Annotated in this window: 24 protein-coding genes and 1 pseudogene; 15 read left to right on the top strand and 10 right to left on the bottom strand. The window is 38.4% G+C overall.

Annotated elements, in window-relative coordinates:
• Positions 1-166 precede the first annotated feature (166 nt).
• The 3 genes from N6B01_RS14080 to N6B01_RS14070 are packed head-to-tail and all read left to right on the top strand — an operon-like array spanning position 167 to position 1,389.
• On the top strand, positions 167-616 hold the full coding sequence (locus N6B01_RS14080; RefSeq protein WP_262080878.1) for a DUF7919 family protein: 450 nt from the start codon (positions 167-169) through the stop codon (positions 614-616).
• 51 nt (positions 617-667) lie between these two features.
• Positions 668-1,045, top strand: coding sequence for a hypothetical protein (locus N6B01_RS14075; protein ID WP_262080876.1), 378 nt, complete (start codon positions 668-670; stop codon positions 1,043-1,045).
• Positions 1,042-1,389, top strand: coding sequence for a barstar family protein (locus N6B01_RS14070; protein WP_182419933.1), 348 nt, complete (start codon positions 1,042-1,044; stop codon positions 1,387-1,389). Before N6B01_RS14075 ends, N6B01_RS14070 begins: the two co-directional genes overlap by 4 nt.
• 282 nt (positions 1,390-1,671) lie before the next feature.
• Here N6B01_RS14070 and N6B01_RS14065 read toward each other — a convergent pair whose 3' ends face one another.
• Positions 1,672-1,821 carry a hypothetical protein gene (locus N6B01_RS14065; protein WP_262080873.1) on the bottom strand — a complete coding sequence of 50 codons (150 nt, stop codon included), beginning with the start codon at positions 1,819-1,821 and terminating at the stop codon, positions 1,672-1,674.
• A gap of 852 nt (positions 1,822-2,673) precedes the next feature.
• On the opposite strand from N6B01_RS14065, the gene N6B01_RS14060 reads away from it, so the two are divergent.
• The 7 genes from N6B01_RS14060 to N6B01_RS14030 all read left to right on the top strand — a co-directional run bounded on the left by N6B01_RS14060 (position 2,674) and on the right by N6B01_RS14030 (position 10,519).
• A complete protein-coding gene (locus N6B01_RS14060) occupies positions 2,674-3,216 on the top strand; it encodes an RNA polymerase sigma factor (protein WP_262080872.1) in 543 nt (180 codons plus the stop codon).
• Positions 3,213-4,049 (top strand): anti-sigma factor family protein, encoded by an 837-nt coding sequence (locus N6B01_RS14055; RefSeq protein ID WP_262080870.1) that lies wholly within the window; start codon positions 3,213-3,215, stop codon positions 4,047-4,049. Before N6B01_RS14060 ends, N6B01_RS14055 begins: the two co-directional genes overlap by 4 nt.
• Positions 4,050-4,560: 511 nt before the next feature.
• Positions 4,561-5,946 (top strand): amino acid permease, encoded by a 1,386-nt coding sequence (locus tag N6B01_RS14050; RefSeq protein ID WP_262080869.1) that lies wholly within the window; start codon positions 4,561-4,563, stop codon positions 5,944-5,946.
• A gap of 479 nt (positions 5,947-6,425) precedes the next feature.
• Positions 6,426-6,923 carry a peptide-methionine (R)-S-oxide reductase MsrB gene (gene msrB, locus N6B01_RS14045; protein WP_262080868.1) on the top strand — a complete coding sequence of 166 codons (498 nt, stop codon included), beginning with the start codon at positions 6,426-6,428 and terminating at the stop codon, positions 6,921-6,923.
• 103 nt (positions 6,924-7,026) lie between these two features.
• Positions 7,027-8,859: a cytochrome c biogenesis protein DipZ gene (locus N6B01_RS14040; RefSeq protein ID WP_262080867.1), complete on the top strand. Its 1,833-nt coding sequence runs from the start codon at positions 7,027-7,029 to the stop codon at positions 8,857-8,859.
• 158 nt (positions 8,860-9,017) lie between these two features.
• Complete coding sequence (gene msrA / locus N6B01_RS14035; RefSeq protein ID WP_410007272.1) at positions 9,018-9,722, top strand: peptide-methionine (S)-S-oxide reductase MsrA; 705 nt, start codon at positions 9,018-9,020, stop codon at positions 9,720-9,722.
• Positions 9,723-9,988: 266 nt separating this feature from the next.
• Complete coding sequence (locus N6B01_RS14030; protein ID WP_262080865.1) at positions 9,989-10,519, top strand: hypothetical protein; 531 nt, start codon at positions 9,989-9,991, stop codon at positions 10,517-10,519.
• Between the two features lie 316 nt (positions 10,520-10,835).
• On the opposite strand, the gene N6B01_RS14025 is transcribed toward N6B01_RS14030, so the two are convergent.
• Both N6B01_RS14025 and N6B01_RS14020 read right to left on the bottom strand, forming a co-directional pair.
• Positions 10,836-11,483, bottom strand: coding sequence for a hypothetical protein (locus N6B01_RS14025; protein ID WP_262080863.1), 648 nt, complete (start codon positions 11,481-11,483; stop codon positions 10,836-10,838).
• Positions 11,484-11,648: 165 nt separating this feature from the next.
• Entirely contained in the window at positions 11,649-12,623 is a 975-nt protein-coding gene (locus N6B01_RS14020) for an ABC transporter substrate-binding protein (protein ID WP_262080861.1), read from the bottom strand.
• Positions 12,624-12,830: 207 nt separating this feature from the next.
• On the opposite strand from N6B01_RS14020, the gene N6B01_RS14015 reads away from it, so the two are divergent.
• Positions 12,831-14,213, top strand: coding sequence for an MBOAT family O-acyltransferase (locus tag N6B01_RS14015; protein WP_262080859.1), 1,383 nt, complete (start codon positions 12,831-12,833; stop codon positions 14,211-14,213).
• Positions 14,214-14,231: 18 nt separating this feature from the next.
• Positions 14,232-15,353, top strand: a complete 1,122-nt coding sequence (locus N6B01_RS14010; RefSeq protein ID WP_262080857.1) for an alginate O-acetyltransferase AlgX-related protein — start codon at positions 14,232-14,234, stop codon at positions 15,351-15,353.
• 8 nt (positions 15,354-15,361) lie between these two features.
• On the opposite strand, the gene N6B01_RS14005 is transcribed toward N6B01_RS14010, so the two are convergent.
• From N6B01_RS14005 to N6B01_RS13995, 3 genes are read right to left on the bottom strand one after another with little or no spacing between them, the layout of a single operon-like run.
• A complete protein-coding gene (locus tag N6B01_RS14005) occupies positions 15,362-16,243 on the bottom strand; it encodes a hypothetical protein (RefSeq protein WP_262080856.1) in 882 nt (293 codons plus the stop codon).
• Positions 16,240-17,370: a GNAT family N-acetyltransferase gene (locus tag N6B01_RS14000; protein WP_262080854.1), complete on the bottom strand. Its 1,131-nt coding sequence runs from the start codon at positions 17,368-17,370 to the stop codon at positions 16,240-16,242. Before N6B01_RS14000 ends, N6B01_RS14005 begins: the two co-directional genes overlap by 4 nt.
• Before the next feature lie 51 nt (positions 17,371-17,421).
• Positions 17,422-18,834, bottom strand: coding sequence for an aspartate aminotransferase family protein (locus N6B01_RS13995; RefSeq protein WP_262080852.1), 1,413 nt, complete (start codon positions 18,832-18,834; stop codon positions 17,422-17,424).
• A gap of 348 nt (positions 18,835-19,182) precedes the next feature.
• Here N6B01_RS13995 and cycA point away from each other — a divergent pair, with 348 nt between their 5' ends.
• Positions 19,183-20,571 (top strand): D-serine/D-alanine/glycine transporter, encoded by a 1,389-nt coding sequence (gene cycA / locus N6B01_RS13990; protein WP_182419919.1) that lies wholly within the window; start codon positions 19,183-19,185, stop codon positions 20,569-20,571.
• Between the two features lie 59 nt (positions 20,572-20,630).
• On the opposite strand, the gene N6B01_RS13985 is transcribed toward cycA, so the two are convergent.
• The gene (locus N6B01_RS13985) at positions 20,631-20,909 is read right to left on the bottom strand and encodes a hypothetical protein (RefSeq protein ID WP_262080850.1); all 279 of its coding nucleotides are present in this window, start codon (positions 20,907-20,909) and stop codon (positions 20,631-20,633) included.
• 312 nt (positions 20,910-21,221) lie between these two features.
• On the opposite strand from N6B01_RS13985, the gene N6B01_RS13980 reads away from it, so the two are divergent.
• On the top strand, positions 21,222-21,584 hold the full coding sequence (locus N6B01_RS13980; RefSeq protein WP_262080848.1) for a hypothetical protein: 363 nt from the start codon (positions 21,222-21,224) through the stop codon (positions 21,582-21,584).
• 149 nt (positions 21,585-21,733) lie between these two features.
• Entirely contained in the window at positions 21,734-22,918 is a 1,185-nt protein-coding gene (locus tag N6B01_RS13975) for an amino acid aminotransferase (protein WP_262080846.1), read from the top strand.
• Positions 22,919-22,987: 69 nt separating this feature from the next.
• On the opposite strand, the gene N6B01_RS13970 is transcribed toward N6B01_RS13975, so the two are convergent.
• The 3 genes and pseudogenes from N6B01_RS13970 to N6B01_RS13960 all read right to left on the bottom strand — a co-directional run bounded on the left by N6B01_RS13970 (position 22,988) and on the right by N6B01_RS13960 (position 26,449).
• Complete coding sequence (locus tag N6B01_RS13970) at positions 22,988-24,274, bottom strand: amino acid permease (protein WP_410007273.1); 1,287 nt, start codon at positions 24,272-24,274, stop codon at positions 22,988-22,990.
• 45 nt (positions 24,275-24,319) lie between these two features.
• Positions 24,320-25,498, bottom strand: a complete 1,179-nt coding sequence (locus N6B01_RS13965) for a MalY/PatB family protein (protein WP_262080845.1) — start codon at positions 25,496-25,498, stop codon at positions 24,320-24,322.
• A 292-nt stretch (positions 25,499-25,790) separates the two neighbouring features.
• Positions 25,791-26,449: pseudogene (locus N6B01_RS13960) on the bottom strand (IS1595 family transposase).
• Positions 26,450-26,683 lie beyond the last annotated feature (234 nt).

Raw genomic sequence — 26,683 nt, 5'->3', positions numbered from 1 at the left:
ATTTATAAGTTTCAATAATCAACGGTTTCAAAGAGGATGACCAATTTATTAAACAGATTTTGACTTTACAAAAAAAACTTATTGATCAAAAAGATCAAAACGGACATCGAGTAACTGATGAAAGCGAATAAAATTTAAAAAACCAAAATGAAATGGAGCGGTTTTGATGAACTATGCGGATTTAACCCCTTATGAGTTTCCGCTAGAAGAAAATATCAAATTACTTAATATTGGACGTTTTGATAAAACCATGCCTTTTACTCAAGGTAAAACATCGCAAGAATTTAAAGAAAAATTGGCGATGCTTATACAAGGAAAAATTGCCAATGTTAATATTATTAGCGGTAGGATACGCGGGTATTATTATTGCCCGTGTTGTCCACGCCTTGTTGATCCACCATGGATCGAGCTTTACTATTTTAACGATATGTTACTTAACCATTTGGAAATAATCATTCCATCAGCCAAAGATGATAGGTGCTTTTACTTCACCTATGGTACCATTCATCATTTGGTTGATTGCCATGATTATTTACCGCCAACCGATTTTATTGAGGCTATATTAAAACTAAATAGCAGTACAGCTTTCGATGCTGAATCAATTTATGGGGCATAAATCGGTCATTGATTGACCAATTATTCCCTTATATTTGCAAGGACCGCGTAAATGCCCTTCAATTTTTCTAAGCTTATTGGTCAACATGTTACGCCAATATTTCCATTTGGCTTCATCGGGCGACCTTGGGATAATTTTTATTGCTTAGAAAAATATTTTATTGAAACTATTGATGAAGAAAAATGGCACTGCTTTGATCTTGGCGATGTGTTAATATTTGTTGATTTTAAGTGTGATTTTTTAATGATTGATGATAATTTATTTATTATTACCGACCGCTTTTTTGTGAAAATGCGTGAAAAAATACAACATTTTTCGCGCGGTGCAATAGGGCTTATTGGTGCGCCGGCAAGGGTAGAGCGGGACATGGGTGATATTGTCTATGCGATGAATGGTGCAATCAAACAAAGTGCAAAGTTAAAGAAATGAGCGCGCAAAACCTTGTTATTGAGCTTGATTTACGCGATGTCGATACAGCGCAAAAGCTTTATACAGCACTTAATAACGCCTTTGGCTTTTTTAGTGGCTTTGGTAATAACGGCAATGCGGTGTTAGATTGTCTGTCATCTATTTATTATGGTGAACAAAGCCTTTGTCAAGTAACCAATAATTGCGATAGCGAAACGATTTTGGAATTTGTTTTCTATACTGAAAACAAAAATATTATCCTACATCTGCTCGACCTAATTACTGGCATTAATCAGCGTTTAACAATTATTGGGCTTCAGGGGCGCTATTGCCTTCGTCCAATTTTACCCATTCGCAATCTATAATTATGAGATTGAATAATCGTGTCATTTTACAATAAAAAAATCACATAAGATATCTTATGGAACTTTTTTAATCGTAGAATTTTTGTCGATTGCAGATTTGAACCTTTTTTGTGGCTCGGATAGATTTCCCTCAATCGTTCAAGTTAGAATTAACCAAGCCTAAATACAACGACTTTCATTATACAATATTATCATATGTAATTAACATGGTATGAATCTCTAAAATGTGCATCACGTGGAAAGTTTTTATTACCATGAAAACCAAAATCCTCTAATTCAAGCTTATATGTTTTTTTTGAAATCCAACATTTCATGATAATCATCAAAATAGTCTCTTACGAAAAATGGTTCTGTTTCTGGTGCTTCGTCAATCATAACGTCATAGTCATCATAGTCATCATAGTCTTTATTCCACACCACAAAAGCCATCACTGTATATATCCAATAAAGGTCATCTCGTAATGGGCGACCAATTTTTTCTATTTGAAATTGCAAATCCGAATGTTCAAATATATCATTTTTAATCTTCCATTCAATATCATCATGAGTACAAGATCGAGCATAAAAAATAATCCATTGTTTAGTTTTACCATCTGGTGAATTAATATAGCAATAACGCTCATCACTTAAATATATTGGCCAAGGGTTATCAGGTTTTTTTATACATTTATAATATCCTTATTTGCCAATTTGCCTTAACATGAAATAAAAAATGTAAGACACATGAATTTTTTACGCCTATTTATTAACGAAACCAATGGTACTATCAAAATGAACTAGCGATTGACAATACGCGCCGGCAAAAGCGCGACAAGGCAAAAGACAAAGCGCATAGATGCAAAGCAGAATTAAATAATCAATGCCATCAAGCATCCACGCCTTGAAAACTGTGAAGTATTTTGCGTAGCTATATAGCCCTAATCAGCGGCTAATTTATAACATTTCGCAGCTTCATTTTTACGCGCTGTAATGCCTATGCTATTATAAAAAACCACGTAAATTTTAGTTTTAACATCAAACAATAGCTAGATTTTTAATAAAATATCGATCATGGTAATTTTATTACAAAATATATCATTCAATACAAATATTTAGGATATTTAATACTATATATAGGCTATTTAAAAAATACATTCCACATTTTCAATACAACAATAATTTACAAAAAATACCGCCTTAGGGAATAAAATTACCAAAAAAATGTCTAACCCTTTAACGAGGCTAATTAAATCAATGCTTTCGATATGATGATCATCGTTGGGGCATGATAGTAAGGCTGCAGTAATGAATGAAGACATGATAGGCATAATCGAACCGCATATTCCTGCGATGCGCCGATATGCCCGCGCTTTAATGCGTAATAAGGAAAGCGCAGATGATTTGGTGCAAGATTGTCTTGAACGCGCAATAGACCGCTGGCACCAACGCCAAAGTGATAAAAGTGCACGCGCTTGGCTATTTACTATTTTGCATAATCTTGCCATCACGCGGTTACAGCGCGTGCAAAACCAGCCCCATCTTATCAAATTAGATGAAGCAAATAGTGCAAGTTATGCGGCAGCCCAAGAAAATGATCTTTATTATAAGGATGTCATGGCAGCGATTGACCAACTAACCGCTGAACATAAAACACTTTTATTATTAGTGGCGGTTGAAGGATTTTCTTATAGTGAAGTGGCGCAAATGCAGCAAATTCCACTTGGCACGGTAATGTCGCGCTTATCACGGGCGCGCATTCAATTGCATAAAATATTAACCGCTCCCAAAAGCACTCTTCAAAACAGCATAAAAGATGATGCGAACAGCCATTTGCGGAGAATAAAATGACAGATCGCCCCACAACTCCAATCACTGAAGATGATCTGCAAGCCTTTATTGACAACCGCCTTGATGGCGTGCGGCAAGCCGAAGTTACTGATTATTTGGCAAAACACAGCGACATGGCTGATAATATTGCCCATTTTCGCCAAGAAGCGGCAGTGCTGCGCCAAGCCCTTGCCCCAATTATTGATGAGCCAATCCCATGCGCTCTTAATTTGCGCACGCTTATTGGAGAAAGAGCAAAGTATAATCATAAAGGCGTAAAAAAAATAAAATCCACTTGGTGGAAATTACCCGATTGGAGCGGATATTGGTCTAAAATTGCGGCGGCAATATTTTTTATTGCTATAGGCTCTCTTTCTGGTTGGACCATGCGTGGTATGGAGATGGCCAATAAAAGTGATCTTCCAAATTTAAGCCGCATGGCCGCCGTGAGCTATAATATTTTTGCCCCCGAAAAAACCACTTTTGGCACTATAAATGCAGCACAAAAGCAAGAGCTTATCAGCCTTGTTAGCAATACAACCGGCCATCCTTTTAATATTCCCGATTTAACTGGCACTGGTTATGATTTTATTGGCGGACAAATGGTGCCAACTGTGCAAGGCGCTGCGGTTTTATTTATGTATAGCAATAAAAATGGTAATCGCTTAGCCATTTTAACCCGGCCAATGCCGCGCGAAAAAGTTAGCAATATGGAGGCAGTTAGCATGGATAATATTCATGGTTTCATGTGGGCTGATGCAGGGCTTGGTTATAGCGTGGTTAGTGAATTAAATCCGCAAATATTGCACCCCTTGGCTAATGAGGTGCGCCGACAAATTCGCCAAAATATTTAATCTACCCTTATTTTTAGCAATATTTAAAAGGTCTATAGCATGACGCTATCGGCCTTTTTAAGTTTTCCACATTAGGCAAGCTATGATTAATCATTGATTTTAAAAAATTATTCTCATTTTTGCCACAATTTTTGAAGCGCGCATTATTGCTTTTAAATTTATTTTAAAACGAAATCGTAAAAAACTTGCGCCTTTTTAATTATGTATATACATTAAACGCAAGGGAGACTGAATATATATCTTGATAAGGCGTAACAAACTGTAATCCTTGTTATAAGACATGTTCAACTTGATTGAGGGATTGTTTCATTATTTTGTTGATCTTGTATCAATAATGACTAGGGTTTAAAGACTGCGTCAAACCGTCAACGGATAAATACACAAGCGCACTAGCGTTTTAAACAAATTTGATTAAAAAGCTAAGGGCAAAGGCGGCAAGATATGCGGAAGTCTTGAGTCACACGGCTCATTTCCCATTCATGTTTATTGATTTATCAAGGAGGAGGACGAGATGAGCGATCATGGTTTAAAAAAAGGCCTGTCACGGCGCCACATACTTTTCATTGCCCTAGGCTCGGCAATTGGTACGGGGTTGTTTTACGGATCGGCTAAAGCCATTAACCTTGCCGGCCCTAGTGTTTTATTTGCTTATATTATTTCAGGTCTTATTGCTTTTATGGTTATGCGCGCCCTTGGCGAAATGGTTATGCGCAAACCGCAACCTGGTTCTTTTGGCCGCTATGCAGCCAATTATATTTCCCCTTGGGCAGGCTTTGTTACTGGTTGGACCTATATTTTTGAAATGGCGCTTGTATGCCTTGCTGATATTACCGCTTTTGCTACCTATATGGCTTTTTGGTACCCTGATGTGTCACCTTGGCTTTGGACACTTGGCGTCACTTTGATTATTTGCGGTTTAAATCTTACCTCAGTTAAATTATTTGGTGAGCTAGAGTTTTGGCTTTCATTTATTAAAGTTGCAGCTATTGTTGCAATGATTATTGGTGGTATTGCAATTATTCTTTTTGGGTTTTCAACCACAAGTGGACAACCAACAGGTATTCATAATCTTTGGTCTCATGGCGGTTGGTTTCCAAACGGTTGGTTTGGCTTTTTAGCAGCATTTAGCGTTGTGGTTTTTGCTTTTGGTGGTATTGAAATTATTGGCCTTACCGCAGCAGAAGCACAAGATGCTGATAAAAATATTCCAAAAGCTATTAATGCCATTCCATTTCGCATTTTGCTTTTCTACGTTATGACTTTGGCCGTATTAATGTCAATTTATCCTTGGGATCAAATTGGTTTAGGCGGCAGTCCATTTACATTAATTTTTGAAAGCCTAGGCGTAAGCTATGCAGCTAATATATTGAATATTGTTGTGGTAACTGCTGCAATTTCAGCGATTAATAGCGATCTTTATGGAGCAGGTCGTATGATGCATGGCCTTGCCGAAGAAGGCCATGCGCTGAAGCATTTGCGCCATGTTGCACCAAATGGTGTGCCAGTATTAGCAATTAGCGTGATGTTTATTGTGTTAATTGCCGGTGTTGTTCTTAATTATTTCTTCCATGATGATTTGTTCTTTTTAATTGCGGCTATGGCAACTTTTGCAACGGTTTTTGTCTGGCTAATGATCCTTTTATCACAATTCTTCATGCGTATGAAAATGACCAAGGAAGAAGCTGCTGCGCTTAAATATCCAATTCCTTTCTGGCCAATTGGTCCAGTTGTCGCCATCTTATTCATGGTATTTATCATTGTTTTATTAGGCGTAGTGGAAAGTACTAGGGCTGCGCTTTGGGTCGGCCTTATCTGGCTTGCTTGGCTTACTATTTGCTATTTGGCAATTAAATATCTTGATAAGGATGGACGTTTTGTCCTTAAAAAAGAAGATTAATGGATAGCTTTTAAAAAAATAAAAAATCCCGATCTGAAATTGTCAAATCGGGATTTTATTTAAAATTTTAAGGGTATCTTTTAAAACATGCCGCATTATAATGGATCCGCTTTCTATAAAGTGAGCCTCAAACCAGTATTTAAAATTAAACTCGATCACAAATTATGTTGGTAATTTCATCAAAAAGCTACCCTCACCCTTCGCTTCTCGCTTCAGCGATAAACAAATAATATCTAAAATTCTCCGCTTCAAATTTTAAAAAATTGTTTCTGCGGGTCTATTTGTATCCAAAATATTTATTAAAGCTCACTTTTTATTTTTAAAATACCATCAATTGCCAAAATAACGCCAATGACCATTAAATTTTTTTAATGGGGAATAAAACCGCGCGCCAATAGTCTTACTATCATATGAAACAGCCAAATTAATTGTAGGCAATCCTAAACATTTAGGAAAAGCCCTATTAAAAGGAAAAGTCTATGATCAACCGACGTGGTTTTTTATTAAGCGGGGCTATTGGTGCAGGGGCACTTGGTCTTGCGTGGCAAGTAAATCGTTCGGCCAATGCGGCATCACAAGGTGCCGCCGCCTTCCCCGTGTCAATGAGTGAAGATGAGTGGAAAAAACGTCTTAATGATCGCCAATATCAAGTTTTACGTCAACATGGCACTGAGCGTCCTTATTCTAACCCATTAAATGACGAGCACCGCCGTGGCACTTTTGCTTGCGCGGGATGTGCAAGTGATCTTTTTGCGTCAAGCACCAAATTTGACAGTGGTACAGGTTGGCCAAGCTTTTGGGCGCCACTTAAAAATGCGGTTGGTGAAACACAAGACACATCTTATGGCATGGTGCGCGTTGAAGTACATTGCGCGCAATGTGGTGGCCATTTAGGCCATGTTTTTAATGATGGGCCAAAGCCAACCGGTTTGCGCTATTGTATGAATGGCGATGCTATGACCTTTAAAGCAATATGATCTAATTAATACGCGATTGGTTTTGCAATTTTGTTGAAAGCCTACACGCGACATAAACAGGGATGCAATCATAACTGTTTTAACTTATAGAATTGAGATAAATATGCTGATATTTGTAATTGCCTATCTTGGCGGCGTTTTAACCGTCATCAGCCCATGCATATTGCCGGTTTTGCCCTTCGTATTTACGCGCACCGGTCAGCCTTTCATGCGCTCTGGCTTGCCCATGTTGCTTGGTATGGCAATAAGCTTTGCAATTGTTGCGTCACTCGCGGCCGTTGCGGGTGGCTGGGTGGTTGCAGCCAATCAATATGGGCGTTTATTTGCACTTATCCTATTAGCCCTTTTTGCGATAACGCTGCTTTTTCCAAGCCTTGCAACTAAATTAGCCGCGCCCTTTGTGGCACTTGGCAACCGTCTTTCCAATGATGTCGACAATAATGCAAAAAAGGGTAATATCTGGTGCTCCGCGCTTTTGGGTGTGGCAACGGGGCTTTTATGGGCGCCTTGTGCGGGCCCTATACTTGGGCTTATCCTTACTGGTGCGGCGATTAATGGCCCCAATGCCAATACGTCTATTTTGCTGCTTGCCTATGCTTTAGGGGCCATCACATCGCTTGCAGTTATTTTATTAGTGGGTGGCCGTTTGGTTAACTTATTAAAGCGTTCATTTGGCGTTACCGATTGGGCGCGGCGCGTCCTTGGCATTGTAGTATTATTGGCGGTGGGGGCGATTGCTAGCGGCCTTGATACGGGCTATTTGACCCAAATATCAACCGCTAGCACCAATGCGATTGAGCAAAATTTGATGTCGCGTTTTGCCAGCGGTAATAAAACCTTCGATAATAATGCGCCCAATAATGATGGTGCAAGCAATGCCATGATGGCGGCAAATCCGGCAATGATGGCCGGCAATAATTCCATGATGATGAGTGGCAATCGTGAGCAAAGTGCCACGCCGCAATTACCGATTGAAGGCGCAGCCCCCGATTTTACCGGCGCTACCGAGTGGCTAAATTCACCGCCGCTTGACCTTGCTAACCTTAAAGGCAAAGTGGTATTGGTGGATTTTTGGACCTATTCTTGCATTAATTGCTTGCGAACCATTCCCTATATTCGTGCTTGGGCAGAAAAATATAAGGATCAGGGTTTAGTTGTTATTGGCGTTCACTCCCCTGAATTTGCTTTTGAGCGTGATGTCAATAACATCAAAAACGCTGCGCAAAAATTAAATGTCACTTATCCGGTGGCGGTTGATAATCGCTATGCCATTTGGCGTGCTTATAAAAATCAATATTGGCCTGCCCATTATTTCATTGATGCTAAGGGGCAAATTCGCCACCATCATTTTGGTGAAGGCGATTATGAGCAATCCGAGCGCGTTATTCAAAGCCTATTAGCTGAAGCTGGACACACAAATATTGACAAAAATGTTGTTGATGTAAAGGCAACAGGCGAAGAAGCCGCACCTGACCTAGCCAATGTACTTTCGCCCGAAACCTATATTGGTTTTGAGCGAGCGGAAAATTTTGTTTCCCCTGATGGCATGGTCGAAAATGCGCCTAAAGATTATAGCGATGGCGATCCACGCCTTAATGAATGGGGCTTAAACGGCAATTGGACGATTGGCAAAGAAAATGCCACTTTAAACAGTGAAAAAGGCAGCATTGTTTTTCGGTTCCATGCCCGTGATTTACACCTTGTGCTTGGTCCTAAAGAACAAGGTAAAACCATTGCCTTTAAAGTAAAAATTGATGGTAAAGCGCCAGAAAACGCCCGTGGTAGCGATGTTAATGAAAATGGCGAAGGCGTTGTCAAAGAACAAAGACTTTATCAACTTATCCGCCAAAAAGAAGGCGCAGGTGATGAAGATCATCTCTTTGAAATTGAATTTATGCAACCGGGCGTTGAGGCCTATGCCTTTACCTTTGGCTAATAAAAACCCCTGCGTAAATATGCGGTAAACTTACAATTTGCTGCATATTTACAACAAAATAATGCACAAAGTTTATCTAAAATATAGGTTTTAAAAGCATATTTTGGATGAGTAAAACCGCTTCACACTTTTTTAAAAATATGCTGACGGAGGCAAACATGACATTAAAGATAAAAGCTTTTTTAGTGCTTATGACTTCATTGCTAGGCTTGATTGGCTTTGCAACATTCATGCCGGTAAGTGCCCAAGAAGGCATTGCTATTCCACCGCCAAAGCTTGACCAAAGCCAAGCCAAAGCGCCGCAAGTCATCGTGTTGGCGGGTGGTTGTTTTTGGGGCGTACAAGGCGTTTTCCAACATACTAAAGGTGTGATAAGCGCAGTTTCCGGCTATGCGGGCGGCGCTAGCGAAACAGCTCATTATGGTGCTGTGACGAGTGGCACAACTGGCCACGCTGAAGCGGTTAAAGTTACATTTGACCCTGCACAAATCAGCTATGGTGAAATTTTGCAAATCTATTTTTCGGTTGCCCATGACCCAACCCTACTCAACCGACAAGGGCCAGATCGTGGCACACAATATAGATCGGCTATTTTTCCGCAAACTGCAGAACAAGCAAAAATCGCTAAGGCCTATATCGGGCAGCTTAACGCCGCCCGTGTTTATAAAAGTGCTATTGTTACCAAAATTGAAATGGACAAGTCTTTTTATCCTGCAGAAGCCTATCATCAAGATTATTTAACCAATAATCCAACCCAACCCTATATCGTTTATAATGATTTACCAAAGATCGAAAATTTGAAGCAATTATTTGCTCAATATTATAGTTCAAGTCCCCGTCTCGTCGCACAAACAGGTATTTAAGCTAGATATCTATTAATGGTGTAAACATTCCCAAAAAAGCTGATAAGGCTTAACAAGCAGCTTTTAAAAATGACATTAAGTTAAATTTTTTAATTTAGGGTCGGTGCTTGCTTCTATCACCAACCCTAAAACGTTTATATTAATATGGTAAATTTAAATTTTAATATCAAATGCAAAAATATTTAATTTAAATAATGGAGTTTACCGTATAATATGATATTAATTTGATAAATATTATTTATATTTGATGATATGTTGGAGTAATTGTGGAAAAAATATTTTCTATATTGGTATTTATCTTTCTTTTTACTTTACCAACCTATGCTCAACAAGCAACTGGTAGCGATTGGAATGAAAGTGAAAAAGCCCAATTGCAAAAAGAAATATCAAACCTCATAAGCAATTTTCAATCAAAAGATTTTAAAAAATTAATTAGTTTAACCCCGCCTGCAATATATGAGCAAATGGCCAACGAACTTGATATTGATATTGATGCGATCAAGGAAATATTAATCAATATGAATACTGAAAGTTATAAAAATATTATGTCCGTAAAGCTTCAATTTAATCCTAATGACGTTGATTATCGGCAACTGAGCAATGGTGAAAAATATGCGATCATTCCCATGTCCAGCGAGGTCGAAATGCGTGATGGCAATAAAAAATCCGAGCTTCCCACCGTCGCCCTTATGATTGATAGTAAGCGCTATTTCGTTAATGCTAAAGGTCACGAGCAATTAGAATTATTAAAAACACTTTACCCACAGTTTAAAGATATTGATGTCGACGTAAATTAGTTTTTCATATATTAACCAAGTTGAGGGCAGTAATGCGCTCTATAATTTTTGTGCTCTGCATTATATTCGCCAAGGATTGCTCAAAGTTTTAAAAATAATCTTGGAACTTATTGCCATCAAAATGACAATTATTAAGTAAAAAGTCTAGCAAGATGAAATTCTACTTTTGGATTTGTCTTTATGTATGAAAAACACTTTTTTAAGTTTTTAATATGCTCGGTTCTATTATCTTGCACCATGCAAGCCAAGGCGCAAGATAGCGATGAAAATGCTTACATGGAATAAATCGTCATTTATTGTAAAAACTTAACATCACTCAATAAACGCAAGTTTTTTGAACAATATCATATGGAAAATTAAGTTTATCAGCTATGAGTAACCCCTGATAAGTATTTCTAGATATTATTTGCAAGGAAGCATCTTTTTTGGCAGAAAAAGCCGTCAATATTTTATTGATATCATCATTATTTTCATTAACAAATTTATTTTGATTTTTAAAAAACTTAAAATGTTGGTTGTTTATGATGAATTCAAACCCCTCCCCTATTGAATAATTGAATATTTCGTTTCCAATGACGATTTCTAAGCTTTTTTCTCGTGCGCCATTATTATTTTGACATAGAAAATTAAAGCTAACAGCAAAATCGCTCAGTTTCGTATCTCTGGTTGTTTTAAAATAAGCCTGTGTTGATAATAAGAATATGTCTCTTTTTTCCTCAATATTCATATAAAAATTAAGCACTGCCATTTCTATACAATGATCATTGTTTTTCTTGCAATTTAGAAATATCTCATCTCTTTTTTGATAAAACTGGTTCAATGCAGCAATTTCATAACCATAGGTAGTTTTTAAATATTCGTTTTGCGCTGCATCAAAATTTTGCCCAAAAGATGATTGGGCATAGCCAAAAAAACTAAAAATCAACAATAGAGAAATAGACAAAGTTTTATAAAGTTTAAGCATTTTAAACCTTGCTTTTGAAACTAATTATCAAAACCACTGATAAATATATTATTATGCATTTTCAGTTATTGGGCCCGATTTTAAGAGTAGTGCGGGGTTTAAGCACTGCCCTTTGCAGTTGATTAAAGCAAAAAGGGAAGTGCAGTGCACTTCCCTTTAAAGCAATTAACGAATAACTTTGGCAGCGCGATCAATAACAGCCTGCGGAACAGTTACACCTAATTTTTCAGCGGCTTTTAAATCAATTGAAATATCTTTGGCGGGCGGCGTCGTAACCGCAATATCAGCTGGCTTTTCACCTTTTAAGATACGCTCAACCAACTTACCAGTTTCAAGCCCAGCATCATAATAATTAATACCTTGTGCAGCAAATGGTCCGCGTCCAATCGAACTTGCATCGGCTGTAAATAGTGGTGTTTGACTTTCAAGAGCAACCACAGATACCCCTTCAAGAACTGAAATGATCATATTATCAGTTGGTACATAAATAACGTCAACCTTGCCAAGCAGTGAACGGGTTGCAGCTTGCACATCTGATGCTTTTGATGCAGATGATGGGATGACATTAATATTATTAGCCTTTGCTACTTCTTCTAACAATTTCAAATTAGAAACAGAATTAGCTTCACCGGCATTGTAAAGATAGCCAATATTTTTTAAATCTGGAAAGATTTCTTTCAATAGCTTGATATGCTCATCAACTGGTGAGCGATCAGAAACGCCTGTTACATTAGCGCCGGGCTTGTCAAGGCTAGCAACCAATTTTGCTTCCACTGGATCAGATACGGCAGAAAATACAATTGGAATTTCTTTGGTGGTTGCTGCCATGGTTTGTGCTGATGGGGTCGCAATGGCGACAATCACATTGGGTTCTTCACCTACAAACTGACGGGCAATTTGCGTCGCGGTTGGAATATTACCCTGTGCCGATTGGAAGTTAATGGTTAAATTTTCGCCCTTTTTATAGCCTTGCTGTTCAAGATAATCTTCAACGCCTTTGCGCACAGCATCAAGGGCTGGGTGAGCAACAATTTGAGTAATATCAACTTGTACCTTATCAGCGGCGCTTGCCGATAAACTCGTTAGGCTTGGCAATGCAAAGGATAAAGCCGCCACTGCAGCAACCAGTATTTTTTTCATAATTCATTCCCTTTTTTTGTGGGATTAACACGATTTACGGTTTTGTTGCTACTTTTATGCATGAAATTATAGACAAAGGCAATTATTTTACCAAACAAAATAGCGCTCTCCCCACAAGATGAAACGTGAATTAAAGGACCGTGTTTTAATTGATCTTTATATAAGATCATGATATCGCGACATAACGATTTATTTAATGGCGAGCTTATGGTTTTTTCATCTCTTTCATTTATTTTTTTGCTATTCCCCCTTGCGCTGTTTTTAGACACGCTTGCGCGCTCGCTTAAGAATATTTATTTACGTAATAGTTTTTTATTGGCTACTAGCTTACTGTTTTATATCTGGGGCGAAGCTTATAATGTTTTTTTACTGCTTGGACTTGCTATTTTAAATTATATTGGAGGTAATAATATTGCAAACTCCAAACATAAAAAATTTCATCTTCTAACCTTGGTTTTTATTAACCTAGGTATTCTTTTTTATTACAAATATTTTGTTTGGGCAATGTCATTAGTTTTGCCTAATGTTTCGGTTTCTCACTATGCTATGCCCCTTGGCATCAGCTTTTTTACCTTTCATGCTTTAAGCTATGTTATCGATATTTATCGTGGACAAATAAAGCCCGCACGAAATGCCCTTGATTTTTTAACCTATTTTTGCATGTTTCCCCATCTCGTCGCTGGACCAATTGTGCGCTTTGCGCAAGTGCAAGATGATATAGACCAACGAGGCCCAAGCCGTGAATTGTTCAATTTTGGTGTCTATCGCTTTTTAGTTGGTCTTAACAAAAAAATATTGATTGCCAATTCAGCGGCTCACCTTGCTGACGCAGCTTTTGCCAATTCTATTAGCGGTATTGGCATGCTAGATGCTTGGATTGGTATTATTGCCTATGCAATCCAGATTTATTTCGATTTTTCTGGCTATTCAGATATGGCAATTGGTCTTGCAGCCATGATGGGTTTCCGCTTTGAAGAAAACTTTAAACGCCCTTATTCCTCTGCCTCGATTAAAGAATTTTGGCGCCGTTGGCATATATCACTTTCAAGTTGGTTCCGTGATTATGTTTATATTCCCCTTGGCGGCAGCCGTTCTGGTGAATGGGGTACTTATCGTAACATGATTATTGTATTCTTCCTTTGCGGCTTATGGCATGGGGCCAATATGACCTTTGTCATTTGGGGCTTATGGCATGGGGCGTTTTTGGTGTTTGAACGATTAAAGCCAATCGCAGCTTTAATCGATCGTTTGCCAATTTTTGTTATGCGCTTTTACACAATCATCATTGTATTGATTGGTTGGGTATTTTTTAGATCGAATGATTTAAGTTCGGCTATGGCCTATATTGGGCATATGTTTAGTTTCCAAGGTATGGAAATAAACCTCACCTATTATAAAATTGCCAGTCTTTTAACTCTTGCAGGAATTATTACCGTGCTTATTCCTGATCGGTTCATTCCGCAGCCAACTTCACACAAGCCAACCGCCTTTGGTTTTAGCATTTATCTTGTACAGGCAGCTTTATTTGTCATATCATTGTCCATGCAATTAACCAATTCACGCAATCCATTTATTTATTTTAATTTTTAAGCCAAGGGAGGAAAACAGATGAAAAATACTATTAAAAACATAATCTCTTGTCTTTTCCTATTAGCAATATTTACTGTCCCACTATTGCTTTTTTTTAAACCGACAGGTGGCTTGCTTATTGACGAAAGACGCGAAGCTGCAACATTTCCTTTAAAAATTGAAAATGCACGTTCTGAATCAGTCAAGGGGTATTTTGCAAATATAGATAAATTCGTTTCAGATAGTTTTCCAGCCCGCGCTAATCTTATAGGTATAAATAGAGATATTGCTCTTGCTTTTAATGATAATATCGATCCACAAAAGGCTTTTAAAGGGCAAGAAAATTGGTTGTATTTAGGCAATAATTTTGAAAACACCATTGATAAATTTACCGGCAACAAACGCTTTGATGAACGTGCTTCAGCAAAACGCATAAAAAAACTTGAAGCTTATGCAAATGTATTTGCAAAACATGGAATAAAAACAATATTTCTGGTTGGGCCTGATAAACAAAGTATCTACCCTGAATATTTGCCATCAATATTTAAACCCGCACCCGAGCGATATATAACACCTATTTTAACACAAATGCAAAAAGATGGTGTTAATGTTTATGATCCGACACAAGATCTTATTGATCATAAAGACCAAGGTGTTTTATATTCCCGCACTGACACCCATTGGAATTTAAAAGCAGGTGAGCTTGTTGTATTAAAGCTATTGCAAAAATGGAATTTGAACCCTCCGCCAGCCTATGAAATTGAATTAACAAAATCTCTTACCGGCGATATTGTATCTATTGCTAACCTTATCACCATTCCACTTATTGATGACGATAATTATAGTGTCAGATATAAGTCGCTATCACCTAGTGCCAAGCTTATAAAAGAAGATGGTAGTGAAGTTGCCTTCCCTTTTGGCGCTATTGCAACTACTGATAATAATATTCTCATTAATCAAGATGCTAGCAACCAAACGAATTTATGGATTGTTGGCGACTCTTTCACCGGCTCATTGGTGCCCTTTTTATCCAGTGCTATAAGCCATATTGAAATGATGCATATTCAGAAAAATTCTCCTGACGAGATTGCAAAAAGATTAGAAATTGCTAAGGAAAAACCACGATTTGCACTTATTGTGCTCGTGGAACGCGCATTTTAATTCTTAATTTACGCGATTGGGCAAAAGCGGGCAAAAAGTCCAAGCAGCATTTGATTGAAAATACGATGTTCTTCTTGCCAGCTATCAAGCTCATTGATCGGCACAGGATTTTGCCCGTCAAGCTTGCTCATCAAACGTTTGCCAAGGGTTTTATACTGATAATCAGATACTTCCCCCGTAATATCACAAGCGCGGATACAGGGACTTAAAGCAACAATTAAATCCTGCAAATGGCGCATTTCCATCTGCCCTTGGTCCCAATTGGTTTTAATCGTTGCTTTAGATAAAACATCCTTGTCAATGGACAGATAGATTGACTGATTTTGGCATATTTGCGCGCTGATAAAGGCTGACACCAGATCATCAATATTCTTAAAACTCATGAAGCAATTTTTTAAGCCGAGATATTTTGCCCAGCCAACATCAACACCAGTTGACCAATAGGTAAGCTTGCCGCGGATAAGCGGACTTAAGCGGTTTTCAACTGCATGGCTTAAACCAATATCATTTGAGGTTATGCCAAGTACATGGACATGGTCAACAAATGGCAGTGCAGCCGTATAGCTTACCCACGAGCCGCAATGAATGCCAAAAGGATAACGCATATTATCTGGGTGGTTGTCCAAAATAACCACGGTAAGGCGTTTATCACCCAATAATTTGGCTTGGCGTGCAATGAGCAAATGGCTAATATGATGATAGTCACCACTGCCTAAAAATACTGGGCCTTGATGGTCGCCCAATTGGTCTTCAAGATAAGCCCCAAGCTTTTTATAATTGCGCATCGATGCGGCAAAGCGAATAGTTTTTTGATAATCGCTAAGCGGTAATCTTATTTCACCCTCTAAGGATTTAACGCTGTGATCAAAATCGAGAATAATTGGCTTCATAGATTATTCTCCACCGATGTAGCAGCGTTATTTTCTTTTGGCGCTATAGCCATACTATCACTTTCAAAGTGATGGCGAAAATGCTTTAAAATCCGCCGCAAAACTGGATTGCGGATGTAAACTGCATGTTGGGTCATGGCAAATTTTGCCCCAAGCGAAGCTTTTACTTTAGGATCTGTCCAGCCGGCAACATAAAATTCTAAGCGATGGGCGAGCGCATATTCAAGATTGATAAACCAGCTTAAAAAATACAAATTATAGTTTGTCGCAGCTGGATAATTAAAACCGATATATTTATCAATCAGCTTATTGTCATGGATAAAACAAATATTATAGCCGATAAGTTGATCATCTTTGGTTTTATAAGTAAAAACGCGCAAAGAGGGATCAGGATTTTGCAATAAATTGGCAAAAAAATCACGGCTTAATAGGTCAAAATGGACTTCACTTTGCTGATAGACCTCTAAATAAAGGCTATAATATTGATCAAGTGCTTTTTCATCAAAAAACAACGAGTTTCCTGCTTCAAGCACATCAATAATCAATTCATTACGGTGACGAAGTTTACGGCGAAAATCTTTGCGGCGATTTTTTGAAAAACGGTTCAAATATTCATCAATTGACGTAAAATCCGTTTTTACATAGGCAAGCGCCTGCCCCTCAACCTTGATAAAGCCGCAACGCTCTAAGGCGTTTAAAAAATTGCAACTTGCATCACTATCACTAAGGCGTACCAATGGATTTTGCAGTGGCAAATCTTTAACAATGACCAAAGGATAATTGGTCTTTGCTTTGGTTATTAATTCTTGAGCTGAGCTGTCAAATTCAAAATTTTCAGGTAGTGGTGTAAATTCACTTACCGTGGTGCCGACAAAAAGCGTGTTAAATTTTAAAAGCCGCGACCATAATTTAAAAAACGGCAGGCTTTCAATACGCTTTCGTGCATCGCTTTCCATCGTGGTTAAAAGATCAAACTTAGCGCCAAAGCAAGGCAAACCAGAATTTAAATCAATGCTTGTAAAGTCTTTTGGCAAATAAGCAAAAAAGAGGCTAGACAAATGACTAGGCTCAAGATTATTGCGCGAATAAATAACTTTATCCGTGCCTATTTCCTTGTGCTTAGTCACTTGAACAACCTCTTTTTCTCACCCTATCACTAGGGATTGCGACGCACGAAATTACATGCTGGCTTTTGCCCGCTTCAATAATTGGTCAAGCAAGGCAATGGCCTTATCAATTTCCGCTTTGCTAATCATCAAAGATGGTGCAAGGGTGATAACGTTCTTGTAATAACCACCAACATCCAAGACAAGACCGGTTTTTTGACCTTCATATTCAAGATCACCTGAAAGGCCAATGTCAACCATCCGGTCAAGCAATTCACGGTTAGGTGTAAAGCCATCTTCGTTACAAATTTCGCAACGAAGAGCAAGACCAAGACCATCAACATCGCCAATTTCAGGATGACGTTTTTGCAAATCTTGTAAACCTTCAAGGAAATGCGCACCCTTTTCCATAACCATGCCTTCAAAATCGGTTTCGGCGGTCATGCGCATTACTTCCAAGCCAAGCGCAGTGCCAAGCGGATTAGATGCAAAGGTTGAATGGGTTGAACCTGGAGGGAACACTTTAGGATTGATCAATTCTTCCCGCGCCCAAAGGCCACCAAGCGGATTAAGTCCATTGGTCAAGGCTTTGGCAAATACAAGCACGTCAGGGGTGACGCCGAAATGCTCAATTGACCATAATTTACCAGTGCGATAAAAGCCCATCTGGATTTCATCAACAACCATTAAAATGCCATATTGATCAAGAACTTTCTTGATGCCTTTGAAGAAGTTGCGCGGTGGCACGACGTAACCGCCAGTACCTTGTAAGGGCTCGATATAAAAGGCAGCATATTCAGCCTCGCTTGCCTTAGGATCCCAAACGCCATTATATTCTGTTTCAAAAAGACGGGCAAATTCATTCACGCAATGTTCGCCATATTCTTCAACGCTCATTCCGCGGGGGCGGCGAAATGGGTATGGAAAAGGCAAGAACATTGCGCGTTCGCCAAAATGGCCATAACGACGACGATAGCGGTAGCTTGATGTGATGGATGAAGCACCAAGCGTGCGGCCGTGATAGCCACCTTCAAAGGCGAACATTAAGCTTTTGCCATTTTTTGCATTGCGTACGATTTTTAATGAATCTTCAATTGATTGCGAACCACCAACATTGAAATGCACGCGGCCATCAAGACCGAATTTGTTTTTCATGTCTACAGCGATGGTTTTTGCAAGCTCAATTTTGGTTGGATGCAAATATTGACTAGCAGTTTGTGGTAAAGTATCAATTTGTTGTTTTAGCACTTCATTGAGGCGTGGATTGGCATAACCAAAATTGACCGCAGAATACCACATTTGCAAATCAAGATAAGGAATGCCCTTAAGGTCGTACATATAAGACCCTTCGCAGCCGGCGAAGATTTTTGGTGGATTGACGTAATGAACCGTATCGCCAAACGAACAATATTTTGCTTCATCTTGAAGTAAATTATTTTCAATTTCGTTTGCTTCGCCGTCTTTATATCCGTGAAATATTGCCATTGCAATTGCTCCAAACTTTTAAGTAATGCAGAATTAGCAAAGGCTTTTGTTCGTGGCTGTAGGCTTTATGTAGCGATTTGGTAACAAGGTAACAATTGTATATGTCTTATGTTTTGGTTCTTAAAATACCAAATAAATCATATAAAATAGGTGATATTTAAGTTGTATTTGTAACGCAACCGGCGTTTTCTTCTCTAGAAGTAATAAATTTCGTCAAAAAACGCAATTAATTTGTGTCAAAAATGTGATTATTTTTAATTGAAAACAATTTACATTGTGCCAAGGGCTTGCTAATCCTATACATTCAAACTTCTTTAAAATCGAGTTTTTAACTAAGGGGAAAACTGGATGACAAAAAAAACAAATAATCCAGACGAGCAGCACCTTGAGCGCGGGCTTGAAAACCGTCATATTCAGCTGATTGCGATTGGCGGGGCTATCGGCACCGGTCTATTTATGGGCTCTGGTAAAACTATTCACGCGGCAGGGCCATCAATTGTGCTTGTCTATGCGATTATTGGTTTTATGCTGTTTTTCGTCATGCGCGCTATGGGTGAATTATTACTTGCCAATACCGAATATAAATCCTTTATCGATTTTTCGGCTGATCTTTTAGGCCCTTGGGCCGGTTTTTTCATCGGCTGGACCTATTGGCTATGTTGGATTGTAACGGGCGTGGCTGATGTTATTGCCATTGCCGGTTATGCGCATTTCTGGTGGCCATGGCTTAATCCATGGATTCCAGTGCTTATGTGCGTTGCCGCATTTTTTATCCTTAATATTGTTGCAGTAAAATTATTTGGTGAATTAGAGTTCTGGTTTGCTTTAATTAAAATCGTGGCTATTTTAGCGTTGATTGCCATTGGCGTTTATATGATTGTTACCGGTTTTACCTCTCCAAATGGCAATGTTACCTCACTTAGCAATGTCTGGAATGGTGGCAATATCTTCCCCAATGGTGTAATGGGCTTTTTTGCCGGCTTCCAAATTGCAGTTTTTGCCTTTGTGGGTATTGAACTTGCCGGTACTGCGGCGGCAGAAGTGAAACATCCAGAGCGCACATTGCCAAAAGCGATTAACTCAATTCCAATTCGGGTTATTTTCTTCTATGTTTTATCGCTCATTATTATTATGTCGGTAACCCCTTGGGACCAGGTTGATCCAACAAAGAGCCCATTTGTTGAAATGTTTGTGCTTATTGGTATTCCAATTGCTGCAAGCCTTGTTAATTTTGTGGTGCTAACCTCGGCGGCTTCATCAGCTAATAGTGGTGTTTTCTCAACCAGCCGCATGGTCTATGGTCTTGCTGAAAAAGATGGAGCGCCAAAGGTTCTAGGCAAATTATCAAGCAAACGCGTCCCAGCTAATGGTTTGTTATTCTCATGCCTTTGCATCTTGATTGGTTATTCAGTTTTATCCATTATTCCAACCGTTATGGGTGCATTTACAGTTGTAACCACCATCTCAGCTATTTTGTTTATGTTTGTTTGGACAATCATTCTCATTAGCTATGTGGTTTATCGCAAAAAACGTCCAGATCAACATGCGATTTCAATCTATAAAATGCCTGGTGGCGTTGCTATGTGTTACGTGGTCATGGCCTTCTTTGTATTTATTTTAGCACTATTGTCACTTGAAGCAGATACCCGTATTGCACTTATCTATACACCATTATGGTTTGTTTTGCTTGCTGTTTGCTTCTTTGCTTTTGCGCGCAAAACCTATCATCAAAAATAAACATAGCCCATTGAGTAGTAGTTGAATACACAAAGCTGGCGAATTTTTTCGCCGGCTTTTTATTTGTCTTTTTGTATATGATCAACAATCATGTTTTTGATGAGCTTTGGAGCAAAATACTCTGATAAAGAAAACAAAAACAATTCAGCATAATAATCATAAATAGGAGGATTTATTGTTTGAATTTGTTTAAATGAACGGACAAGGCCCTCAATATACATGCCATCTTCAAGATCAATGCCACATTTTAAAATACGGATGAGGCGATTATATAAATAATCGCAATAAGCAAAACAATACTCATTATCACCGCAATTTTCAATTTGCCACTGCGCCATCATAGTTCCATCTTTAATAACAAGTTGGTATAGATTGCGAAAAAAAGCCGTTGGTGTCAAATGGATAAGTCACGGCGTAAAAGTCTCCTTTCACAAGTAAAACAAGTGGAGCTGATTAAGTATGTCTATTGGGTTTACCGGCTTTTTCTACTGCGATTTTAGCAGGAGTAAAGAAAAACACGCCTACGCTTTATTTGCGCAAATTATTTCACCTAAGAAATGATTTGATCTTATGCTTGCGGCAAAAATCTGTTAAATAATTTTTAAATGTTATTTTATTATTTTTATAATAATACAAGTTTAAGAGACATTATGAACGAAAAGCAGGTAACCACGAAGAAAAATATTTTTATCTGGATAGCTATAATAATAGATTGTCTTGCGATAGTTAAATTTATGTTATCTTTTGCAAGTATGACTTTTTTTACTAAATATATAGGAGAAGATTTAACTTACTCGATTTTTGATTTTTTAATTTTTGTTGATTCATTATCTTTGATCTTCAATGTTCCAGTTTTGATTATTTTAGGTGCAATTTTTTGGGGTATGGGGCTTCAGTCTGGGCGTTTTTCAGACCAACGGACAGATCTTATCGTTAGTATTATAAAAATTCATCTGGTCATATTATTTTTTGTTGCCATGTTATTATTAAGCATATGGATAAGTAAACTATAACCACCGCCCATTTTTTTTGAGGAAGTGTAGACAATCTACGTGCAGATATTTTCGTAGATTTTTTGCCCACTTTGCTGTTAAACTTTTAAATTTCTGGTAAATAATTGCCAAGATTATGGTAGTAAAGAAAAATAGGAAATAGGGTATAAATGAGCAATTTTTTAAGCACCTATCATGAAGCTGATGGAGATCCAATTTTGGCATTAATGGATCTTTTGCGCAAAGATCCACGCGAAGATTGTATTGATTTAGGTGTGGGTGTTTACCGCGATGACAAGGGTGACACGCCGATAATGCAAGCAGTAAAAGCTGCTGAAGAAAGTATTTTGCGCGATGAAAAAACCAAAACCTATCTTGGTATTCGGGGCAATATCGGCTTTCTTGATCTTTTATCGACCAAAATTTTTAGCCATGATCTTAATCTATCTAGCTTGCAAACGCCGGGTGGTTCGGGCGCTTTACGTGCACTTGCCGATTTTTTAGCCATTGATGGCAAAAAAAATATTTGGTTACCCAACCCCACATGGGGCAATCATCGCGCTATTTTTCAAGCGTGCGGCCATAATTTTGCAACTTACGCTTATTATAACGCAAAAACTGCAAGCCTTGATTTTAGCGCCATGTTGGCAGATCTTGAAACAGCTCAAAAAGGCGATGTTGTGCTGTTGCATGGTGTTTGCCATAATCCAACCGGAGTTGATCTTGACGCTGAGCAATGGCAGCAAGTGGCTGATTTATTATTGCGCAAAGAGCTTATTCCCTTTATTGACCTTGCTTATTTGGGGCTTGGCAGCAATTTACAACAAGATTTGGACGGCCTTCGCATTATTACCCATACCTTGCCTGCAGGATTAGTAGCAATTAGCGCATCTAAAAACTTTGCCCTTTACTGTGAGCGCACCGGCGCTGCCTTTGTTTTTTCTCATGAAGGGGCAACGCAAAAAGCTGTGCAATCGCAATTAAGTCGCGTGGCTCGTGTTAGCTATTCGATGCCACCAGATCATGGTGCAGAAATTGTTCGCCGCATTTTAGTTGATAAAAACCTTTATCAAAATTGGCATCAGGAACTTGCGCTTATGTGTGGGCGCATTAATAGCTTGCGCAAAAGCTTAGCTGATGAATTAGCAGTATTTTTTGAACCTGATCGCTTTGCCTATATTGAAAAAGGCAAGGGCATGTTTTCCCTCCTACCGCTTGATGAGCAGGCGGTAAATCGCTTGCGCGAAGAATTTGCCATTTACGTAGTACTTGGCGGGCGCATTAATATTGCAGGTTTAAAAATCCAAGAATGTCAACGTTTTGCAAGTGCTGTTGCTAAAGTGCTTAGTGCTTAATCCAATGCCTACACTGGAACACTTCATTAATCACCATGAAGTGTTCCATTTTTAGTATTTTATATGTCATTATTCAAAAAATTTAAGCAATGGTGCAAAGCAAAATACGACACCAAAGCCAAATACATACCAATAAGAAGGCGTGATAAATTTACGCAATGCCGGCACTTTTAAAATTAAACAACAAGGAATGATAAAGCCGACAATGCCATTTAAGGGTGAGAGAAATTGTATCATGGCAATAACCGAAAAGTCTAAAGCCACCCAGCCCCAAAGAATAAGAATGATAATTGCACAAATACCAATTTGTACAATGAAATTAGGTATATTCGCCACATTCATAATGCGTGAAAGTAGGTTTATAATGATGCCTTTAAACGCTTCATAAACACCAAGAAAAATGGCAAAAAACGCAGTTACAATCGCAAAGACATTAAGCAGTACCGACATAATCGCAATTGTTTTACCGCTTAAGACACTCGCTGCCAATGCAAGGGCAGAAATATTTTGCTGCTTTGCTGAAACTGCTTGTTCATGATTAATTGAAAAGGTAAAAGACAGTGCAAAAAATAAAACGCAAACCACTAAGACAATAAAGGCAATCGAGTTGACGCGTAATGCGCGATAAGTTGCTTTTTGTGGATCTGGTTCAGTTTTGCGAAAGGCAATATTCATTGGGCTTAGAATTTGCAGAAATAAAATAGAAAATAGCGCAAATGGCAAAGTTAAAATTGTATCCCTAACAAAAGAGAGTACTGGTGGAAAGCCTGGAATGTTTGAAAAGTCCCAATAGGGTACCATGACGATGCCAAGTAATACCACAATAGCTACTTTGGCGACCACCATTGGGCCAGAAATTCTAAAGAGCAGCCGCTCGCCTTGGGCAGCAATCAACACCAAAAATGTTAGCAATCCTAAAATATACCAGATATTTTGGGATAAAAGCCCTTCCGTAACGCCAAAAGTTTGTAAATATTTAGCACTATCAATAGTGATAGTAAGGGAATATCCTAAAATGCCTTTAAACAGCATAAGAAGGTATAAAACACCGAGTACCACCCCCCAATTTTTGCCAAGATATTGGCTAATTACATTGGAGTAATCCTCGCATTCACTTGTTTCGGAAAGGCTTTTTAAATAAAGTGCTTGCATCCAGTAGCATGCAGGGTAGGCAAACAATAAGGCGGCCAAAAATACCCATATGCCTTTTAATCCCACTTGAATTGGTAGATAAATTATTCCTGCACCAATTGCCATACCGATGCATAAGACTACCCAACCAAGATCATAGCGGGTAAACGGAATTTTTTCGGTTTTGCTGGTATTTAAAGCAGTTGTTGAACTTATATCCATAATATTTCCCCTTTATTTTTATAAAATTTTACGGATTTATGTAGTGTTTTATTGAAATGCCGCCTCCAATCGCTTTAAAGCCTCATTTAATGTTTGGCGGGTGCAACCAAGATTAACCCGCATAAAACCATGTCCTTCTTGACCAAATTTGCGCCCATCATCAAACCATAGCCCAGCCTTGGTTAGAAAAAAATCGTTTAGATCTTCGGCTGATAAGTTCAATTGCCGACAATCGAGCCAAGATAGGTAAAGAGAATCCATTGGTAATGCGGTGAGTGGCAAATTAGAATTATTAACTTTTGAAGCAAATATTTGTTGGTTTTCACGAACATATTTTAATAAGTCTTCTAGCCACTCTTCTCCTTGGCTATAGGCAGCTTCAGTCGCCACCATGCCCATAATATTAATCAAGTTTAAACCGCAAGTCTTCATATGGGCGGTTAGCTTTTCCCTTATAACTGGATTTGCAATATAATTATTAGAGCATTGCAAACCGGCAAGATTAAAAGATTTGCTAGCCGCCGTACAAATAATCGAATTTTGAGCATATTCATCACCAAGTGAAGCAAAGGGTACAAATTTTTTGCCCGGATCCATAATGAGGTCGCCATGAATTTCATCAGATACAACAATTACATTATGGGCGGCACATATATCGCCAATGGTCTTTAACTCGTGAGATGACCAAACATTACCGGTTGGATTATGGGGATTACATAAAATAAATAATTTTGTATCCGCCGTGATGGCCTTTTCAAAAAGCTCAGCGTCAAATACATATCGCTCGCCGACAAGTTGTAAAGGGGCAGTAACAAGCTTGCGGCCATTGGTAATAACATCTTGGTGGAAATGGATGTAAACAGGTGGTTGCACCAAAATACTATCATTGGTGTTGGTAAAAGCCTGTATAATCATGTTAAGCATAGTAACTATGCCGGGGCTAAGCACAAGCCAGTCAGGGTCAGTATGCCAATTATGACGCTTTTTTTGCCATGTTGTTATTGCTTGCTTATAGGAGGCACTCACACCGCTATAACCCAAAACACCATGATCTAATACATTTTGAAGAGCAGAAGTAATACAAGGCGCGACCCTAAAATCCATATCGGCAACCCACATAGGGAGTGGATCTAACTGCACCTGTTGCTTTGTCAAAAAACGATCAGGATATGACCATTTCATTGAATTTGAAGATTTGCGATCAATAGTTTCATCAAAATTAACCATAATTTATTCCTCCTCCTTGAATAAATCTATGATAAATCTTTAAGAAAAGCACGTGAAATGGCTTCTACCTCGTAGTTAAATTGTCAAGTATTAATAACGCATACCGCATTTATGAGCTAAATTTAGTTATTAAAGATGCGTTTCTTTACTCATCATCATTATTATTTTTAATAAATTTGTAGGTAGTTCCAATCATTGCCCCTTAATGATTTCCCATTTTATAATTTAACTTCAATATGGAAAAAAAAGAAATGTAATTTTTCAATTTATTTATAAATTTTGGGGCTGACACCTAAGATTGTGATTTAAGGATGATTTTAAGATCATCTAGCAACTGTTTAGGTGTACCGATATTAAAGCGCCATTCACATTCTTTCAAGAAAAGATTGAAATGCTCTTTTGGAACTCCGTTAAACTTTCTCATATGTCGTTTGGCTTGGTTCCAAAAATTTTCAATGCCATTAATATGGTTCTTTTCATTCGCAAATAAGATTGAATGATTAATGCGGAAATGTTTAAATTCTGAAACATCAAGCGCATTATATCCTCGCCAACAATCTGTATAAACAATGCTGTCCGGTACGATTTTCTGGCGGATTATAGGCATAAGCGTATCTGTTTTAGCATCCAAGATGATTTGTGTATAAACTTGACCACCTCGCTTAAGAATACCAAAGACAGCAACTTTACTTGGCTAGCTCCTCGACCGCGCATGCCTTTGCTATGACCTCCAAAATAACTTTCATCTAATTCGATTTCACCCGCAAATTGTTCCGCACGTTCCTGTTGTTTTACGGCAATTGAACATCGCAATTTATGAAAAAAGCGTACAGCTGTATTGCGATGAATACCAGCCAAATCAGCAGCTGTTCTAGCGGTTGAACCCGCAATGAAGTATTTCATAAGCTCTAACTGCTTATTTCTTGTTAGTTTACAATGCTTTACATACATAAAGAGACCCTAACTTATATAAAGTCAGGTGTCAGCCCCTAAATTTTTTAAAAATGATTTATCGCAGGTTTGTATCGAAAACTGCGATAGTTGTAAAACGAGCTAAATTGCAAAGCCTAGTCAAGACAGTTAGCATTTCGCATTAACCCCATCTCAACGATCAAAAATCTTAATCAATTAGCAGGACAGCATGGCACTTGCAGTGTTTCGTTAACACCGCAAGTTAAAATAGCT

This window comes from Bartonella sp. HY406, assembly GCF_025449315.1.
Taxonomy (GTDB): Bacteria; Pseudomonadota; Alphaproteobacteria; order Rhizobiales; family Rhizobiaceae; genus HY038.
The sequence above is the reverse complement of the archived record's forward strand: the minus strand, read 5'-3'. Positions and strand labels throughout refer to the sequence as shown.